The sequence below is a fragment of the Pseudomonas silensiensis genome (genome assembly GCF_050434865.1).
GTDB lineage: Bacteria > Pseudomonadota > Gammaproteobacteria > Pseudomonadales > Pseudomonadaceae > Aquipseudomonas > Aquipseudomonas fluorescens_W.
Map to the genome: position 1 here is coordinate 88,412 of NZ_JBNDJH010000004.1, position 18,393 is coordinate 106,804.

The following is an 18,393-nucleotide window of genomic DNA, read 5'->3' on the forward strand; positions in this document are numbered from 1 at the left end:
CCATTTCTTGAAGTTATTTAACTTCGGTACCGTCATCCCAAGGGTGGGCAAGGCCTGGATCGGTTTGAATAATCAGCTGTTTGAGCAGGTTTTTGAGGGAGACGGTTTCCCAATAGCCGAAGCGGTCGAGTACGTCCGCCTCCAGGGCCTTGGCCGCAGCGATAATGCGCAAGGTTGAGTCGCGGCCTACTTCTGTGAGGTAGCAGGTAGTGCCATCGAGTCGCACGAAGCCCTTGTCGCGCAGGCCTTGCAAAACTTGCTCGTTGGCCTCGAAGCCGGTGTACGAGAACAGACTGTTGAGTTTTTCCAGGCTTCGCCCGTCTTTCACGCTGAGCACACTCAGGAAAAAGTACTCGGTGTCGTTCAGGCCATAACTCAGCGCGTGTTGACGGATCTGGCTGTAGAACTGGAAGTGTGCACGTGCGAGCAGGTAGCCAATGAAATCCTCGCTGAAGCTTGAGTCCACATCGGCTCCGGGCGCCATCGACAAGGTTGCGCTTTTACGGGTGGCAACGGCGTATTTCCCTGCCTGAAACACCAATGGCGCAACAGGTTGGTGGTCGAACTCAATCACTTCACCGACGAAAATAATGTGATCGCCGCCTTCATACATAAAGGAAGTCTTGCACTGCATGCGGGTGCAACAGCCGTTAAGCAGAGGAACGCCGCCGAGTCCGAGGTCTATATCGACGCCGCTGAACTTGTCTTCACCACTTTTGGCGAAACGGTTCGACAGGGCTTCCTGTTCGGCCGAGAGAATGTGCACAGCCCAGAATTCGCTGGTTTCGAAAGCCTCCAGATTGCGAGAACTCTTGGCCAGACTCCACAGCACCATCGGTGGGTCCAGTGAGACTGAATTGAAGCTATTGGCGGTGATGCCGACCGGGGTGCCATCCGGCGCGCTGGCGGTAATGATGGTGACGCCGGTGGTGAATGTGCCTAGAGCGTTGCGAAATTCGCGGGGATCGAACTGGGTTTTAGCGTTCATGGTGGGCCTCACGGATCTTGTTTTTGTCAAAAGTGATGGGCGCGGAGGAGGTCTCGGTTCAATTGGCCAGTTTTTGCGTGATGACCAACTGATAGGCGCTATTGAACGGTTCGAGGACGGCGCGCCACTCATGGGGGCCTTTCTCGATCGGGCGCATGACCAGGATGTCGGCTGCAATCAGGCGATCAACGACAACCTCGATATCCCGTTCAACCTGGATAACCAACGCTGGTTTATCAATGATGCGTTCGGCGTCGCTGGCAAGAGTGAGGCTCAAAGGGGCTGATTCGAACGCAGCGTAGCGGTCTGCATCACGAAATTTCAGCGTCAGGCCCAGGACGTCCTGAAGCAGGCGCAAGGTTGATTCCAGGTTTGCGACGGGTAGTAAGAGGGCATTGAGCTTCATGGGTACTAACTCCAGCGGTGATGACCCTAGCCTACGGAGTCCCCCCTCTGGATTTCATCGTCCGATGAGACTAGCCGGCAAGTCCTTTGCCGGTTTTCCAGCGATTTAGGCAGATGAGCAACGACATCGTCCATATGAACGATTGCCGCGCCGCCTAGGACGCCTAAATTTCAATTAGCATTCCGCAGACTTTGTAGGATTTGATGAGGTAGGATCGTAAGAAATAATTTTGACGTTGCGTCATCAACGAAAGTGTCGAGCTCCACAATAAAAATAAGCGGGAGAAAAGCATGAGACTCGTTTGGCCTGAACCTGTATCGCACAGCGATGTTTGTCATCCCACCTGTGAACCTGCCGACATGAGCGAGCAACAAGATGGGGCTGCCAGCCCTGACGTTTTTTCACGCAGCCGTATGGCCCCGGCAAAGTTCAATGAGCTGATTTCGCTAATTTATGAAGGTCCCCTGGAGACCTTGCCTTGGGCGAGCTCACTCAATCTTTTGCGCGACCTTCTGGATGCGAATTGGGTCACGTTAATCTTGCGTCCTGCCTCGGAAAGAAATGATGCGTTGATTATCAATGCCGGCCCCAAAGGCCCGTTTATGGAGCAAGGCAAATTTTCCAGCCGTACCGCTTTTACCCTTGATCCCTTTGTAGGCTTACCGCCAGACAAGGTCCTGACGGTGGAGGAGATGATCGGTGCCGGCGATTGGCATACCAGCGACTTCTATAAGCAGTTTGTCGAGCCCTACGATATACGTTATCTGTTGGGGTTCGATATCTATACCAAAGATGGTTCCGAGTGCCGTTTCCGTGTCTGTCGCAGCCATACGTCGCAGCCGTTTTCCGATCGGGATCGTGCGGTGTGCGAGGCTCTGTTGCCACATCTGAAACGCTCCATAGAGTTGCACTCCCGACTGGATCATATTGAGTCGGAACGCCGCCTGTATGCTGGTGCTGTGGATCGCATGATGCTGGGTACTGTGGTGTTCGATGAGACCGGAACCATCATGAAAACCAACAAAGTGGCCGATGAAATTCTTCGGGCGCATGACGGTATCCACATGTCGAACGGCACGCTGGAGGCCAAGTATTCGACTGAAAATCGCGCTCTTCAACAATTTATCCGGCAGGCACTGGAAAACGCCACCAATCTTCCGCAAGCGATGTCGATCACTCGACCATCGGGACTGGCCAAATATGGCGTGGCAATACGCTCGGTACCTCTGAGCGAGTGGTCGGAAGGACGACATCGGCCAGCGGTTATGGTGTTTTTACGCGATCCAGAGCACAAATCCCAGGCGTCGCCGGACGTGATTCAGTCGCTGTTCGAATTGACCCCGGCCGAAGCGGCTCTGGCGCTTTTACTGGCTGACGGTATGACGCTGGAAGAGGCCGCGGATGATCTCAATATTCGCAAGAACACGGCGCGAGCGCATCTACGCTCGATTTTTTCCAAGACTGGGGTTACACGTCAAACAGCTCTGGTGCGTCTGCTGTTGGGCAGTATTACACCCAACAACGATTGAGCTGGATCAGTCGATAGAAAAACGGCCTCTCAAGAGGCCGTAAAGCGTGTTTGGAAAAGGTCGGCAAAACTATCGAACTCGGCTAGTGGTAAATCGTTTATACCGGCTGCCCCGCGTCGACCTCCACCCGTGGGGAACTCTCTACAGAACTCATCAGCACCCAAACTACTATTGGTGGGTACCCGGACGCTAACGGTGAAACCACCTTTGGATTTTGGCGACAGAATGGCGATGGCGTGCCCAGGTTGAGCCAGCATCAGCTCGTTGGCTAACACGCCAATTGCCCGACGAGCCCAGGCAGCGTCCGGCAGTATGACAATCGACGAGGTCGGCCCCTGCCGCACTGGCTGCAGCTGACGGGCTTGCTCCATATCGGCCTCATAACCGGCGCTTAATGCTGCAAATGCCTTTGAGTTGTGGACGAACTCAAGTGGATCACTATAGGGGCGCATCTCTTGAGCCAGCAATGCAGGATCGAAGTGCAAGTCTTCGATGCTCTCGCCGTAGGCGTTGTAGTTCAGGTAGATGCCCAGCTTTTCCAGGGTGGCTCGAGCGGTGGCGTTGAAGCCGGCCGCAATCGCCATTGCGTTGGCTACCTTTGGCAGGCTGTCACCGTATGCAGCCGTGATAGCCCATGCGCGATAAGTGCCTTCCAGATGGCGGTCGACCAAAATGCTGGTGCATACGTCGCCCGCTGTGTCGATGTGTGATGTGAAACGTTGATGGTCTGGTTGTTCGCCCGCGAAGTGGTGATCGAAGTACCGAACGCGAGCACCGTTGTCGAGCAGTCTGGTCAGACCTGCACGATTGGTATCCAAGGAGATGTCTAATGCAATCACCTCATCACCGACGCCGGCCAGGGCTCGATCCAGCAGCTTTATGTCGCGTTTGACCCCTGTTATCAGTTGCGCTTCCTGCGGATCGGCAAGGCGCAATTGCTGGAGCGCACAGAGTCCATCTGCGTCACCATTGAAGGCATAAATCAAACTCATCCGAGAATCCTCAACGGTTACCCGCCTTGCTGGCGGTATGCAATGCTTCGGCGTGCTGTTTCAGGCCATTGGCTACGGCATCGAAACTCTGTTTCACCCAGGGCCCGAAGGTCTGCATGATGTTGTCAGCATTGAGCCCCAGGAAAATGTCAGTGGTGAAATACCGGCAGCGTTCGGCGCCCAGGCTTTCGATGTATTGGTCCCGACGGGCAGCATCCTTGGAGTCCGCAGTCGGTCGTTGCTCCCAGGACAGCAATCGGTTGGGCTCGTACGCAACTAGGTGCTCCACCACGCAAAAACGCGTCCCGGGTTTGGCAGGGTCCGGGATGTATAGATTGACCGGGGCGCCCAGTTGCAAGCTTGACTCGACAGCTACAGTAAAGGGATTCCATCGATGATATTGAGGGAGATCCACCAGAATCTCCCAGACCAGTTCGGCTGGCGCTTCGATCTCGACCACCACGGATGTGACAATATTTTTTGCCTTACTCATATGCTCAGCTCCAGTGATTCAGGGCGCCATGAATTCGCCGCCATTGATGTCGAGCCAGGCGCCAGTGATGGCCTTGGCGTAGTCAGATACCAGAAACAGCGCGCCCTTGGCGCAGTCGTCGTCGGTCGGGATATGTCCCATGGGAATATTGACCGACACCGCCGAAACCTGCTCTTGCACGCTAATGCCCTGTTCTTGCTCAATGTGCTGCATGTATTGCTCAACCGGTGTGCCCCACATCCAGCCCATGGCCGCCGTGTTGACTCGCACGCCGAACGGCGCATATTCCTGCGCCAGATACTTCACGGCAGTGGCCAAGGCACCTTTCGACGCGGCGTAGCCACCTTGGCCAACCAATGGTTTGCGGGTCACCAGTGAATTAATCATTACCATGGCGCCACCACCTTGGAGTTTCATCTGTTTGGCGGCCTCCAGTGCGAGATTCATCGTGCCGAAAACATTGGTCTGGAAAATCTCTTGCCAGCCTTCAGTGCCGGCGTTTTGCAAATTATCCATGACATTGCCGGGGTTGTAGGCGCTGTTGACCAGACAATCCAGCTGACCGAAATGCGCCACCGTCTTTTCTATCAGGTTGCGACACTGGCCGGGATCGAGAATGTCGGTCGGCACTTTGAGTACTTCACAAGGTAGCTGCAAAGCATTGATGCGGGCTTGCGCATCATCCAGTTTGGCCATGCCTCGCGCCGCCAGTACGACGCCGCGCGCGCCTGCTCGCGCAGCCTCAATGGCCAGTTTTACGCCAAGACCTGGACCTATCCCTGAAATGACTACGACTTTGTTCTGCAGAATCATGTTGGCAGTCCTTGACGATGGTTACGCGCTCTTCTCCAGGCGCGGGAGGATGTGGCGCGCGCGGTAGGCGGCGAAGTCTTGTTCGAGCTGTTCCTTGGTCAACCCCATCTTCTCCAGGGAGTACTCATGTGCGGCCCGTTTATCCCGACTGCTGGAGGACAACCATTGCTGCATCAGTTGCTCGACTTCCGGCGTCAGCTCAACACCGATGAAGGGGTAGATGAGCTTGATGACTTCCAGAGGGCGAGCGACGGCGTCCAGATACCAGACATCGAGAAAGCGGTCCTTGGGCTGGTTGTCGCGCACGGCGAGGGCATCACGCAGACCTTTGGCGAATTTCGCCGACCAGATGCTTGCCGCTTTTTTCGGGTCGGCCTTGTCGCTGTAGACGCCCCAGATGGTGTAAGCGAAGCTGCTCATCGAAGGAATGGTTTCCAGCGGATCACGGTGCGTCTGAATGACTTTCACACCCGGGAATACCTTGAACAGCGTGTCCATGGCGTGAGTGTGGTGCGGTGCCTTCATGACCCAACGTTGTGCCACTTCCCCGCGTTGACGCTTTTGCCATTGCAAGAATTGCAGCTGTTTTTTCAAATACACATAGGCTGGGGTTTGATCCTGACGACCGAGCCAATCGGTGTAGTCAGGGACGTTGGCATAGGCGTACATGGCACTCAGGAACGAGTGCTCCATCAGCACGACTTCTTCATCGCACAACTCGGCATCCAATGGATGCATGGTCAGCAATTCCGGCATGGCCTCGATCATCATCTTGACCTCAGCCTTGCCTAGGGCAATCCGCGGGTCCGGTTTGCCGACCTCGGCAGTGGCCAGTGGTGCCGGATAGCGGACTTCCCACCAGGCTGGCGTGTAAAAGCGCGGATCCCGCGCCAGAACCCGATGCAACATGGTGGTGCCGGTGCGCGGCAGACCGACGATGACCACTGGATCTGTAATCGTCTCCTTCAGAATCTCAGGGTGTCGCTGCACATAGTTTTCCAGCACCAGACGCGAGCCCAGGCTTTCGACAAGACGTTCGGCGAACATTTGGCTGCCGACAGTGGACAGCTGACCGTCTTTTTTAATCGAGGCCAGCAGCACGTCCAGACCTTCACGAAAACTCGGGTCGCCGAAATCATTCAGGCCGTTATTGCGATTAATCGCCTCGTCGAGCAGGGCCTCGGCGTCAAGCGGGAGTGTAGTGGTCATGTTCTAGAGTCCTAGTGGCAATTCGATGAGCTTCATCACGTGCGTTCTGGGGTGAACCTGTTCTTTTGAGCCTATCCAGCGAAAGCACAACGTGCCGTCGTTATGGCCTGCGGTTTCCAGCCAATTTGAGGTGCCCGGATCACGATGAGCGATCACCAGGGTTACGCTGCCGTCAGGGTTTGGCTTGGCGGAGTGTTGATTGAGTGAAATTCGGAAGTAGCGATAGTCCAACGACTCCATCCAGTAGTTGTTGAGCTGGATGTTCCAGTACTCGCAGTCCGGGATACGGTCGAGATGAATCACTAGCGCTTCGTCTTCAGCCAGTTGCCAGCGCGAGTGGTAGTAGAAGATGTTTGGGTCGCCACCAACCGATTGGCAGAGCGCTTGGTCGGCAGGGGGCAATTGGTTGATATGCCCCTCGTAGCTTTGCGCCCAATTGGCAAAGGTGGTCGCAGTGTTTTCGACAAAACGGGCGGCTTGAACCAGATTGTTGCGCAGCTTCCCCGGGTTGATCGGGAAGGGTTTGCCATCGGCGTCGATACGCTCGATCTTCAGTTGGGCCGGTTTCTCATTGGCTCGATCAAGGAACACCTGGCGAATCAGCAATTGAATGCTGTCTGGGTCAATTTTCAGCCAGTTACCCGGTTGCGGGTATTGGCTGATAACGAGTTCGAAACTTCCATCTTGGGCGAACGTCAGATTGTTGCTGTCGATGAAGCCACCAGGTTCCAGCTTGCCGGATTTGTCGTATCCACCACGCTTGGTGCTGAAGTTAATCGAGGCGGCCGATCCACGCAGTCCACTGACCCGATAGGTGAACTGACCATTAATGCGTGCAGCCAGATACCCCATGTCCGGATTGTCCGCGCCGATTTTCGCGGTCTCGTGGGACGGCACCATAAAGGTCGGGAATTGCTCGTCACCGCCTTCGACAAACATCTCAAGACCGATGCGCGCCAAGCGGCTCAGATAACGCATACCTTCTGCTTGGTTAAAGTCGTCTTGAGGCGCCTCCTGGCGTTGCAGCTGCAGACCTGCGCGCTTCAGAGTGTCGCAGTACAGTTCCCAAGTGCGAATGTTTTCACTCTTTGCCTCTGTCAGGTCTACCACGTGGGCTTCCTCGATCTGGTTGGTATGCCCGCAGAGTAGAAAACCTGTCAAGAATGCTCATCGTCCTTTCGGACTAACTATCTGCACGGGTGTAGCGGATTGTTTGCCGGGCGCATGGCACCCCGGAGAGTGTTCTGAGTGACACCGCGTTTGGTGGCGTTCGCAGCGGTGTGAGGCAGGGAGGAGGGGCGCATCGAAGGGGTACAGGAAAGGAGAAAAGACGGACTCAGCGCCTGCGTGGGGGCGCCGAGTCCGAAGGGACGTGTCAGGCGCTTTTGGCGATGGCTTGTGCTTTGTCGCGGGCGCGTGCCATGTCCATGGCGGTATCCTCGATCATGTCTTCCTGACCGCCGACCATGCCGCGAGCGCCCAACTCGACCAGAATATCCCGGGCACTGACACCGTATTTAGCTTCGGCGCGTTTGGCGAACAGCAGGAAAGACGAGTAAACCCCGGCATAGCCCAATGTCAATGAATCGCGGTCGATACGTACCATGTGATCCATCATCGGCAGTACGATGTCTTCGGCAACGTCCATGATTTTGTATAGATCGACACCGGTTTCGATGCCCATCCGATTGCACACGGCAACGAACACTTCAAGCGGTGTATTGCCCGCTCCGGCGCCCAGGCCATTGGTCGAACCGTCTATACGGACTGCGCCAGCTTCGATGGCGGCCAGGGAGTTGGCAATCCCCATCGCCATGTTGTGGTGGCCGTGGAAACCGATCTCGGTTTCAGGTTTAAGCGCTGCACGCAGTGCGCCAATACGCTCGGTCACGTCGCCAGGAAGCATGTAGCCGGCGGAGTCGGTGGCATAAATGCAGTTGGCGCCATAGGACTCCATCAGCTTGGCCTGAGTGACCAACTGCTCGCCGGAGACCATGTGCGCCATCATCAGAAAGCCCACAGTGTCCATCTCCAGCTTGCGAGCCAGTGCGATGTGTTGCTCTGAGACGTCGGCCTCGGTGCAGTGTGTGGCAATGCGGATTGTATGCACGCCCAGGTCCTTCGCCATGCGCAGGTGATCGACCGTACCAATACCCGGCAGCAGCAGGGCTGATGCTTTGGAGTGTTTAAGTTCGCCAATCACCGCGCTCAGGTATTGCTCGTCTGTATGGGCCGGGAAACCGTAGTTCACCGACGCACCGCCCAGGCCGTCGCCATGGGTGACTTCCAGCAGCGGCATGCCGGCATCGTCCAGGCCGCGGGCGACCGCACGCATTTGTTCAAGGCTGATCTGGTGACGCTTGGGATGCATGCCGTCGCGCAGAGTGTTGTCATGCAGAATGATTTTCTTGCCTTGCAGGTTCATGTCAGGCCTCCAGCGCGGTCTGGGGTTCGAGGTTCAAGTTACCGTTGAGGATTTCCTCTGCGAACATCTCTGCAGTTCGGGCTGCGGCGGCAGTCATGATGTCCAGGTTTCCGGCGTACTTGGGCAGGTAATCCCCCAGACCCTCGACCTCCATGAAAATCGACACGCGATTGCCATCGAATACCGGGCCGTTCTTGAGGCGGTACCCGGGCACGTACTTTTGCACGTCGGCGATCATGGCATTCACCGAAGCGATAATCGCCGCTTGATCGGGTTCGGATTCAGTCAAGCAGTGGATGGTGTCACGCATCATCATGGGCGGTTCTGCCGGGTTGATGACAATGATCGCCTTGCCTTGTTTTGCGCCTCCGACACGTTCGATGGCGCCGGCAGTGGTGCGGGTGAATTCATCGATATTTTTGCGGGTGCCCGGGCCGACTGAGCGAGAGGAAACGGTCGCGACGATTTCACCATAGGCGACTGGTTGCACCCGTGAAACCGCGGCCACCATCGGGATCGTCGCCTGACCGCCACACGTCACCATGTTCACGTTCATTTGCCGTTGTCCGACCTGTTCGCGCAGGTTGACCGGTGGCACGCAATACGGCCCGATCGCGGCCGGGGTAAGGTCGATCATTAACACGCCAAGCGCATTGAGCTTTCGCGAGTTTTCGGCGTGCACGTAGGCTGACGTGGCATCGAAAGCGATCTGAATACCGTCCTCGATCACATGGGGCAATAGCCCGTCTACGCCGCGGTCCGTGACCTTCATGCCCATCTCGCGCGCACGCGCCAGACCTTCGGATGTGGGATCGATACCCACCATCCAGACGGGTTCGAGCACAGGGCTCCGGCTTAGTTTGTAGAGCAGATCAGTGCCGATATTGCCTGGACCGATCACTGCACATTTGATTCTTCGCATGTTGCACCTCCTGAAACGTGATGGGGGGCAGGTATCAGTCGATGAAACTGACCGAAGCTGCGCCTAATCCTTCGATGGTGAGCTCGAATCTGTCACCGGCGCTGGCTGGTACCAACGGTGCGAGAGACCCGGACAAGATGATTTCCCCGGCACGGAATGGAATGCCGAAGCGTCCCAGGGTGTTGGCGAGCCAGGCCACCGCCTCGGCGGGATGGCCCTGGACGGCGCTACCCAGTCCAGAACCCGCGGCGAGTCCATTACGCAGCACGTCGAGACGGACGCTGGCCAGGTCCAATTCGCGAGGTGCGGTGCGCTGATCGCCGAGCACGAAAACACCGCATGAAGCGTTGTCTGCCACCGTGTCCTGGATGCGGATTTTCCAATCGGTGATCCGTGAGTCGACGATTTCGAAGCACGGCAGCACCCATTCAGTGGCATCCAATACGTCTTCACGCGTGACGTTGCCGTGGAGGTCTTCCTTGAGAATGAAGGCGATTTCACCCTCCGCCCGCGGCTGGATCAGACCGGATTGACTCAGGCTGATGCAGGCGTCGTTGGGGTAGTGCATCGCGTCAGTCAGAAAACCAAAGTCCGGTTGGTGCACATTCAGCATGTCCTGCACGGCTTTGCTGGTAACACCGATTTTTTTGCCCACCAGTTGTTCGCCGGCGGCGATCCGTCGTTGCAGCATGTGCAAGGAAATATGGTAGGCGTCGTCGATGCTGATCTCGGGGTGGTGCGTGGTCAGTGGCAAGAGTGTCTGGCGCGAGCGCAACGCGGCGTACAACGCGTCACCCAATTCACTGATGAGGTGCTGGTCCATGGAGAATTCCTTAGCCGTTTTGCAAGAAGTCGAGGCAGGTCCGATTGAACAGGTCGCGATGCTCGACCATGACCCAATGCCCGCAGCGGTTGACAAGGACAAAGCGTGCGTTTTGGCAATGCGCCAGGATTTTGTGCGCGCCTTGAGCTGGGCAGAATTTATCGTCGCTGCCCCAGAAGCCAAGCACCGGGCAGGTGATTTCAGCCAGGCGCTCACTCATATTGGCCACGCGCATGGTCGAGAGCACGCTTTTGGGTTGTAGGGCACAAATCGGGACGCGCTGATCAAGCAACTCTTCAGTGATCAGCGATGGGTCATAGACAAGAATTGAGAGCAGGCGGCGCATGCCTTCACGGTCCAGTGCCCCATCGGCGAAGTCGCGCATCATTTTCTGGATGCCTTCCATCTGGAAGTACACCTCGCGTTCCTCCAGCCCGCCAGGTCCCATCAGGATCAGCTTGCTTACCGCCTGCGGAAAGTCGAGCGCAAATTTGATTGCAATCGCGCCACCCAGTGAATTGCCAATCAGTACGCAGCGCTGCACATCCAGTGCCTGCAGGAACTCATGCAAGGCACTGACGAAGAAGTCCAGCACATAGTCGACGTCTTCAGGTTTGGACGACAAGCCATAACCAGGGAGATCGGGAACCAGCGTCCGATAACCGTGCTCATTGAACCATGGGTAATTGCCCTGGAAATTGCTATAGCCGCTGGCGCCCGGACCGCTGCCGTGAATGAACACCAACGTGTCACCCTGACCGTCGTCCTGATAGTGGATATCCAGACCGCTGGGTGTGCGTATTTGTTTGGCCGATGGAATAGGAGTCATCTGGGGCGCCATAGGTTAGTCCGTTGGTAGCGTGTGACAACTCAAGATCGAGTGGTCATTTCAGCTTCAACGATATCTTCAATGTGCGCCCGGTTTGAGGCATCGTCTGTTCAGACTAAGAGCCGAGATAGTGGGCTTTTTCCTTGGTGAAGAACGCTTCTATTCCACGACCGAAATCCTCGGTTTGAGTGCACGCGCAAAACCCTTCGCGTTCGGCGTCCAGTTGCTCCTCAAGGCTACGTTGAAAGGCGTTTCGCAGCAGCCGTTTGGTTTGCCCTAGCGCGAATGTCGGGCCTTGTGCCAGGCGATTGGCCAAGCGTTCGGTTTCAACCTGGAGCTGATCCGCGGCCACCTTTTTTCCGATCAAACCCAGACGCAATGCTTCGTCGGCATCGAACGGCTCACTGAGCAGAAGCAGTTCCATTGCTTTATGCAGGCCGACCAGCCTTGGCAGGTGCCACGAGGCTGATGCATCAGGGCTGGTGCCGATCGAGGCGTAAGCCAGGTTGAAGCGTGTGCCCTGCGCGGCCAGAACAAAATCACAGGCCAACGCAATACTGACGCCAGCGCCTGCGACGGCGCCATGTAGGCTGGCAATCACCGGTTGTGACAGTCCGGTCATGATCGCCAGCGCCTCATGTAAGGGTTCAATCAGTGCTTGGGCATTTTCCAGCGGGTTTTCTCGCAGGCTGGCCAGATCGCCCCCTGCGATGAACGCCCGGCCGGCGCCCTTGAGGATAACAACACGAATATCGTTTGATGCGGCGATGGTCCGCATGGCGTCGCGAAACGCCATGGCCATGGGGACGTTAATTGCATTCAGTGCCGCAGGGCGATCAAAAAGAAGGTGAGCAACCGGACCGTCCAGGGTTAACGTCAATGGTGCAGCTTCACTGTTCATTGCTGATCTCCCGCGAGGGAGTGGGACGGCAAATTTGGGGTGAAGTAGGCAGCGCAGGCCGCACCTCGGGTTTTGGCCTTGGCGAGTTCATCCTTGGCGACGGTGCGTAGATGCACCTCGTCCGGGCCGTCAATGAAGTGCAGCGCGCGCCCCCAGGTCCAGAGGAATGCGAGCGGGGTATCGGCGGTCATGCCCATTGCACCAAATACCTGAATGGCACGATCCAGCACGCGGGTTTGGAGGCGTGCGGCGACCAGTTTGATGGCCGAGACATCGACACGGGCGCTGTTATTGCCCAAACGATCGATAGTGTCTGCCGCGCGCAGCACCAGGAGGCGCGCCTGATCGATCTCGACTCGCGACTCGGCAATCCAGTCACGCACATTGGAGAAATCTGCCAGGTGACGACCGAAAGCTTTGCGCTCCAGAGCGCGGGTGCACATCAATTCAAGCGCCAGTTCGCACTGACCAATGGTGCGCATGCAATGATGAATGCGTCCCGGTCCCAGACGTGCCTGGGCGAGGGGAAAGCCGCCGCCTTCCTTGCCCAGCAGGTGGTCAAGGGGAACACGAACGTTGCTGAGCAATACTTCGCAATGCCCCTCTACGGCATAGTGATGCATGAGCGGCACATTGCGCACGATCTGGACGCCGGGAGTGTCCATCGGCACAAGGATCATCGAGTGGTTTTGATGGCTGCTGCTTTCATCGGCATTGCGGCCCAATACGATCATCAGTTTGCAGTTTGGGTGCAGAGCGCCTGTGGTGAACCATTTGCGCCCGTTGATCACATACTGCTCACCGTCGCGCTCAATGCGCGTGGCGATGTTGGTGGCATCAGAGGAAGCGACGTCTGGCTCGGTCATGGCGAAACAGGAGCGAATGTCACCTTCCAGCAGCGGCTTGAGCCAACGCTGGTACTGCTCGGGGCTGGCCGCGAGGTGCAACAGTTCCATATTCCCGGAGTCTGGCGCGTTGCAGTTGAACACCTCGGCAGCCCAAGGCAGTCTGCCCATGATTTCCGACAGCGGCGCGTATTCGAGATTGCTTAGCCGGGTGCCTGGCTCGTCTGATCGCAGGGCTGGCAGAAACAGGTTCCATAGCCCTTCGTCCTTGGCGAGCGCTTTAAGATCATTGATCAGCTCGAGTGGATAAATACCTTGCTCAGCCTGGTGATGCCATTGGACGTTGGCCGGCAGCAAGTAATTATCGTAGAACGCTTGAAGGCGTTGTTGCAGTTGAACGACGTGGGGCGGATATTCAAAGTTCATGGGCGAGTCTCGACGGGTCAAATGACAATGGCGTTATCGAGCAGCTCAAGGCCGCGTCGGGCGAAAACTTTTCCCAAGGGGCCGACACTTGTGGCGTTCTCCGAAGCTGCGCTGCCGGACCGTGCCCGAGCTGCTATGCCTTCGAAAATCACCGCCAGGCGAAACAGCGCGAAAGCGAAGTGAAAAGTTTCGGCCCCTCGGTTGCGTTGGGTGGCGTGGTAGTACTGCTGCAAATACTCTGCTTGCGAGGGTATGCGCAGTGTCCGCAGATCCAGGCCGCGGATGCCGCCATACTCAGACGGCAAGGTGTGCCAGGCGATGCAGTTGTAAGCCAGATCGGCAAGTGGGTGGCCGAGGGTTGAAAGCTCCCAGTCGAGCACGCCGATGACCCTTGGTTCGGTGGGGTGAAACATCAAGTTACCCAGTCGGAAATCGCCATGGCATATCGTGGTTTCATCGTCTTGGGGTAAATTGACACGTAGCCAGGCCAGCAGGTTGTCAAGCTCGGGATTATCGTGCTGGTTGGCCATTTCCCATTGCGTACCCCAGCGCGCCAGCTGTCTGGAAAAGTAATTGCCTTCCCGACCATAGTCAGAAAGGCCGATCGCCTGCCAGTCAACTTGATGCAGCTCTGCCAGCGTCCGGGCCATGGACTCATACATGGCTCTGCGATCGTCGGGTGATACCCCGGGCAGGCTATATTCCGGAAAAACGCGCCCCTGGAGTCTTTCCATTAAATAGAAGGGCGTTCCGACGATGTCGGGTTCTGCGTGATACAGAACTGTCTTTGGCACTGGGACCCGGGACTGCGCAAGTGCGGTCATGATCCTGTATTCACGATCAACCGCGTGAGCCGATGGCAGGATCTCGCCACTTGGTTTTTTGCGAAGTACCAGTTCGCGATTGTCAAAGGTGACAAAGAACGTCGGGTTGGACTGGCCACCACCGATGCGCTCAAGGCGCATGTTTCCTTGCAGCCCGCTGATTGTGTCCTTGAGGAAGGCCTGGAGCTGTTTGGGATAAAATTCGGTAATGTTTGAGGTCTCTTTTTTTGTCATTGTAAGCACTTCTCGGTGGGACTGGATCAGTTGACATCACTGCTGGGGGGCGATCTGCTATTGAGCCCGTTCATCAGCAAGTCGATGCATTGGTTAGCGATGTCTTCGGCCCTGAGGGGGCCCTTGGGGTCATACCAACGGGCAATCCAGCTCAACGCACCGGCGATGGTGAAGGCTGCGATTTTTGGATCGCAGGGCATCAAGACCCCGTCGGCTATACCTTGCTGAATCAGGCTGCGGAACTTGAGATCGATGCGACTCTTGAGTCGTCGCAGTTTGCGGCGACTTTTCAAAGGCAAGGGGTCTTCACCGACGCGAATCAAGCACATACCGAAATCCATCGTCACGATCTCGGCGTACTTGCGCATCACGGCGATCAGGTTTTCCTTTGAATCACTACCACTCTGAATTGCTTCGTTCGAGGCGTTCTCCAGCATCTCCAGACCGATACGTACGCATTCGAAGAGGATTTCATCCTTGTTCTTCACGTAGTAATACACCGTCGGCTTGCTCACATTCAGCCGCTCAGCCACTTCGTCAAGGGAGGTGGCGTGAAAGCCTTTCTCGTTGAACAACTCGGCTGCCGTGCGTAGTACAGCATCGCGTTTGTATTCTCGCTCGGTCAGGCGGTCCTGCTTCTTTGCCCACGGTGAGCGATTGTCGATGGTGTTCGTCATGGAAATCCCTGATCAAACGAGTTGCGGCTGAATGACATCATTGCCTGAAAGCCATTCGACCCAAGAGGTCGCATCCGTGCTTTCAAGGAAATAGCTTACTCGCGAGTAGGGGGCTTCAAGAATAGTCTGAACAGACGATGCGGTCGGATGATGGAGGGGCGAACACTTATAGCAACTGCGGTGCTGGCGCTCGATTTTTCCAAGGCCATTGCTCGATCTATACGCCGCGATAATCCAAAAAAACAAGAAAATGCGAGGTCTGTGATGAAGGCCAGTTTGTGCCTTGTAACGCTCGAAAATGGATCAGCGAAGCCCACGCGCTGCCTCGCCACCATGGAGCAAGAGGAGCCGCAGCGTCATGAGTGCTGAACGAGTTGTTGAGTCTTCGCCTGATTGCGCATTTGAGGCGCATTTTACCGATGCCTTGCAGATGTTCGACGCCGCCCGCGACAAGGCTCCACAGGCCGCTGCCGTGCATTATTTCGACACGACGCTTAGCTACGCCCAACTGGATCAGGATGCCAATGCGTTGGCGGCATTCTGGCAAGAGCAAGGTGTGCTCGCTGGAGATCGTGTCGGGTTGTTTCTGCAAAATGTGCCGCAGTTTGTGATTGGCTTGATTGCCAGTTGGAAGCTGGGGGCAATTGCTGTGAGCATCAACCCGATGAACCGGGCTCGAGAGCTCTCGTTATTGCTTGAGGATAGTCAGGCCAGAGTGTTGATGTGCCATGACTACCTCTACCATGAGGTGGTGTCTCAGCTTGACCAACGACCCGACAACTTGCTGTTGATTGTTGCGGGTGATCATGAACTTCAGAACCGCAATGATCCGCGTATTTTCGGAGTGCCCTCGGCACCCGCGGGCGAAGGCTTTTTCCTGCGCGACATTACTGCGGCGTGGGCCAATGCCAAGCCGGTTCGTACACGGATCAAGAGCAGTGACATTGCCACCATTGTGTACACCTCGGGAACCACCGGTCTACCCAAGGGGGTTGAACATAGTCATGCGAGTTATGCCTTCAACAGTGAGGCTTTTCGCAGCTGGGCTGCTCTGGATGATGGTGTGCCGATCCTGGCGATGGCTCCCCTGTTTCACGTCACCGGACTGATTCTGCATATCGGCGTCGCCTTTGCCTGCTCCACTCCTCTTGTGCTGACTGCTCGCTTTCATCCTGAGGTTTTTGCCGAAGCCGTGCAGACCTATCAGGCTGCATTCACTATCGGTGCCATCACCGCGTTCATTGCACTGCTTAATGCTGACAAGGTTCGTCCAGAACAGCTTGCGTCACTGAAAAAAATCTATTCAGGTGGCGCGCCCATTCCTGAAGCAGTGGTCATTGCTTTCCGGCAAAAATTTGGGCACGACATCCGAGCGGTCTATGGACTGACTGAAACCACTTCTGTGGCAACGGCAGTGCCTCATGATCGATTGGCAGTGTGTAACGAAGAGGGCGTGTTGTCGGTTGGATTACCCATTCATGCTACCCACCTGCGAATTGCCAATGAGCAGGGCCAGGCACTACCGACGGGCAGCGTCGGTGAGATTTTGATTCGTGGCCCGCAAGTTATGCGTGGCTACTGGCAACGCCCTGAGGCGACTTGCGAAGTCATGAGTGATGGTTTTTTGCGTAGCGGCGATGTTGGGTATCTGGACGCTGAGGGTTGGCTTTTCCTCGTTGATCGCATGAAGGACGTCATCATCGCCTCCGGCTTTAAAGTCTGGCCACGAGAAGTAGAGGACGTTCTTTACGGCCATCCTGACGTGCGTGAAGTCGCTGTGGTTGGAGTTAAAGATGACTATCGTGGAGAGAGCGTAAAAGCCGTCGTTAGCCTGAAGGCGGGCGCCCAGGTCACACCTGAACAGCTTATTGTTTTCTGTAAATCACGCATGGCTGCCTATAAATACCCACGGCAAATCGAGATTCGCGACGATTTACCCAAAACCACCAGTGGAAAAATCATGCGTAAGGAATTGCGCTGATGGGTACGCCATATCCAACTTTTAGAAGGGATGAGTCCATGAAAGCAGCCGTTTTTCACGACCCTGGGCATATAGAAATGAATGCGCGGGCGACAGTGCCGCAAGTCGCACCTGGCGAAGTGTTGATACGCGTGGAGGCCTGCGGCATTTGCGGCAGTGACCTGCATATGTTCCGCACCGACGCCCATCGCAAGCAACTGGTGCGTGTCGACCCTGAAGGGCTGGAGATTCCCGGGCATGAATTCAGTGGGGTGATCACTGCCGTTGGGGAGGGGGTGGTCGATTACAGCATTGGTGAGCGTGTGGTAGGTGTGGGAATGGGGGGAATGGCTGACTTGGTGCCCGTGCCTGTCAATCCGTTTCAGCTGGTGCGCATTCCCGAAAATGTTTCTTTCGCTGCTGCGGCGACCACCGAACCCTTGGCCGATGGACTGCAAATGATCCGCAAGGCCAACCTGAAATCGGGCGACAACGTTGTAGTTTTCGGGGTGGGCATTATCGGTCTCGGGGTGATTCAGGCGCTCAAAGCGCTGGAAGTCGACGTCGGGAAAATTGTCGCCATCGATGTGTCTGATGAACGCCTGGCTATGGCCTTGGAGATCGGGGCGACCGATACGATCAATCCCCGACACCAGGACCTGCTCACCGCGGCTAAAGCCATCTGTGGCTTTCTGCCAATCACTTATCCCGAGATCGAGCCCACAGATATCAGTGTTGTTTTCGAGTGTGCCGGGTACCTGAAACACATGATCGGGCCGGCACCTCTGGAGTCGGCCCTGCGCATGGCACGTCCGGGCGACGGCAGGGTCATCTGTTTTGGCGCCTACGAGGACCGGTTGAACATCGACATGATGCCGATGATTAACAAGCAAATCAGCCTGTTTGGCTCCAATGGTTACGCGGCCGAAGAGCTTGAACTGGCCTTGCAGTTGATGTCTGAAGGCAAGCTTGACCGTGAACGTTTGATCTCCCATCAGTTTGCACTCGCCGACGTCAGCCAGGCCTTTGAGGTCCAAGGCAGCGGGCAAGCGATCAAGGTCATGCTGCTGCCCAATCGAGAGACGCTTTGAGCCTGA

General features: G+C 56.2%; 18 protein-coding genes. 3 read left to right on the forward strand and 15 right to left on the reverse strand.

The window, feature by feature from the left end; genetic code table 11:
- Nucleotides 1–13 precede the first annotated feature (13 nt).
- Both QF010_RS06990 and QF010_RS06995 read right to left on the reverse strand, forming a co-directional pair.
- A complete protein-coding gene (locus QF010_RS06990) occupies nt 14–988 on the reverse strand; it encodes a flavin reductase (RefSeq protein WP_429532710.1) in 975 nt (324 codons plus the stop codon).
- Nucleotides 989–1,046: 58 nt separating this feature from the next.
- Entirely contained in the window at nt 1,047–1,394 is a 348-nt protein-coding gene (locus QF010_RS06995; RefSeq protein WP_429532711.1) for a VOC family protein, read from the reverse strand.
- A gap of 290 nt (nt 1,395–1,684) precedes the next feature.
- Here QF010_RS06995 and QF010_RS07000 point away from each other — a divergent pair, with 290 nt between their 5' ends.
- On the forward strand, nt 1,685–2,923 hold the full coding sequence (locus QF010_RS07000) for a helix-turn-helix transcriptional regulator (RefSeq protein WP_429532712.1): 1,239 nt from the start codon (nt 1,685–1,687) through the stop codon (nt 2,921–2,923).
- 29 nt (nt 2,924–2,952) lie between these two features.
- Here QF010_RS07000 and QF010_RS07005 read toward each other — a convergent pair whose 3' ends face one another.
- The 13 genes from QF010_RS07005 to QF010_RS07065 form a co-directional block, all read right to left on the reverse strand.
- Complete coding sequence (locus tag QF010_RS07005; protein WP_429532713.1) at nt 2,953–3,915, reverse strand: acetyltransferase; 963 nt, start codon at nt 3,913–3,915, stop codon at nt 2,953–2,955.
- A 10-nt stretch (nt 3,916–3,925) separates the two neighbouring features.
- On the reverse strand, nt 3,926–4,408 hold the full coding sequence (locus tag QF010_RS07010) for an SRPBCC domain-containing protein (RefSeq protein ID WP_429532714.1): 483 nt from the start codon (nt 4,406–4,408) through the stop codon (nt 3,926–3,928).
- A gap of 18 nt (nt 4,409–4,426) precedes the next feature.
- Complete coding sequence (locus QF010_RS07015) at nt 4,427–5,221, reverse strand: SDR family oxidoreductase (RefSeq protein WP_429532715.1); 795 nt, start codon at nt 5,219–5,221, stop codon at nt 4,427–4,429.
- A 21-nt stretch (nt 5,222–5,242) separates the two neighbouring features.
- Nucleotides 5,243–6,430 (reverse strand): sulfotransferase family protein, encoded by a 1,188-nt coding sequence (locus QF010_RS07020; RefSeq protein WP_429532716.1) that lies wholly within the window; start codon nt 6,428–6,430, stop codon nt 5,243–5,245.
- A gap of 3 nt (nt 6,431–6,433) precedes the next feature.
- On the reverse strand, nt 6,434–7,591 hold the full coding sequence (locus tag QF010_RS07025) for a DUF1214 domain-containing protein (RefSeq protein WP_429532717.1): 1,158 nt from the start codon (nt 7,589–7,591) through the stop codon (nt 6,434–6,436).
- 214 nt (nt 7,592–7,805) lie between these two features.
- Nucleotides 7,806–8,855 carry a 4-hydroxy-2-oxovalerate aldolase gene (dmpG, locus tag QF010_RS07030; protein ID WP_414907040.1) on the reverse strand — a complete coding sequence of 350 codons (1,050 nt, stop codon included), beginning with the start codon at nt 8,853–8,855 and terminating at the stop codon, nt 7,806–7,808.
- A 1-nt stretch (nt 8,856) separates the two neighbouring features.
- Nucleotides 8,857–9,777: an acetaldehyde dehydrogenase (acetylating) gene (locus QF010_RS07035; RefSeq protein WP_429532718.1), complete on the reverse strand. Its 921-nt coding sequence runs from the start codon at nt 9,775–9,777 to the stop codon at nt 8,857–8,859.
- Nucleotides 9,778–9,811: 34 nt separating this feature from the next.
- Entirely contained in the window at nt 9,812–10,600 is a 789-nt protein-coding gene (locus QF010_RS07040; RefSeq protein WP_429532719.1) for a fumarylacetoacetate hydrolase family protein, read from the reverse strand.
- A gap of 10 nt (nt 10,601–10,610) precedes the next feature.
- Nucleotides 10,611–11,429, reverse strand: coding sequence for an alpha/beta fold hydrolase (locus QF010_RS07045; protein WP_429532720.1), 819 nt, complete (start codon nt 11,427–11,429; stop codon nt 10,611–10,613).
- Nucleotides 11,430–11,544: 115 nt separating this feature from the next.
- The gene (locus QF010_RS07050) at nt 11,545–12,330 is read right to left on the reverse strand and encodes an enoyl-CoA hydratase/isomerase family protein (protein WP_429532721.1); all 786 of its coding nucleotides are present in this window, start codon (nt 12,328–12,330) and stop codon (nt 11,545–11,547) included.
- On the reverse strand, nt 12,327–13,601 hold the full coding sequence (locus tag QF010_RS07055; protein ID WP_429532722.1) for an acyl-CoA dehydrogenase family protein: 1,275 nt from the start codon (nt 13,599–13,601) through the stop codon (nt 12,327–12,329). Before QF010_RS07055 ends, QF010_RS07050 begins: the two co-directional genes overlap by 4 nt.
- 17 nt (nt 13,602–13,618) lie before the next feature.
- Complete coding sequence (locus QF010_RS07060) at nt 13,619–14,659, reverse strand: phosphotransferase family protein (RefSeq protein WP_429532723.1); 1,041 nt, start codon at nt 14,657–14,659, stop codon at nt 13,619–13,621.
- Nucleotides 14,660–14,685: 26 nt separating this feature from the next.
- On the reverse strand, nt 14,686–15,336 hold the full coding sequence (locus QF010_RS07065; protein WP_429532724.1) for a TetR/AcrR family transcriptional regulator: 651 nt from the start codon (nt 15,334–15,336) through the stop codon (nt 14,686–14,688).
- Between the two features lie 358 nt (nt 15,337–15,694).
- Between QF010_RS07065 and QF010_RS07070 the strand changes: the two genes are divergently transcribed.
- Together QF010_RS07070 and QF010_RS07075 are read left to right on the forward strand one after the other, a co-directional pair.
- Nucleotides 15,695–17,317 carry a class I adenylate-forming enzyme family protein gene (locus QF010_RS07070; protein WP_429532725.1) on the forward strand — a complete coding sequence of 541 codons (1,623 nt, stop codon included), beginning with the start codon at nt 15,695–15,697 and terminating at the stop codon, nt 17,315–17,317.
- Nucleotides 17,318–17,355: 38 nt separating this feature from the next.
- Nucleotides 17,356–18,387 (forward strand): zinc-dependent alcohol dehydrogenase, encoded by a 1,032-nt coding sequence (locus QF010_RS07075; protein WP_429532726.1) that lies wholly within the window; start codon nt 17,356–17,358, stop codon nt 18,385–18,387.
- Nucleotides 18,388–18,393 lie beyond the last annotated feature (6 nt).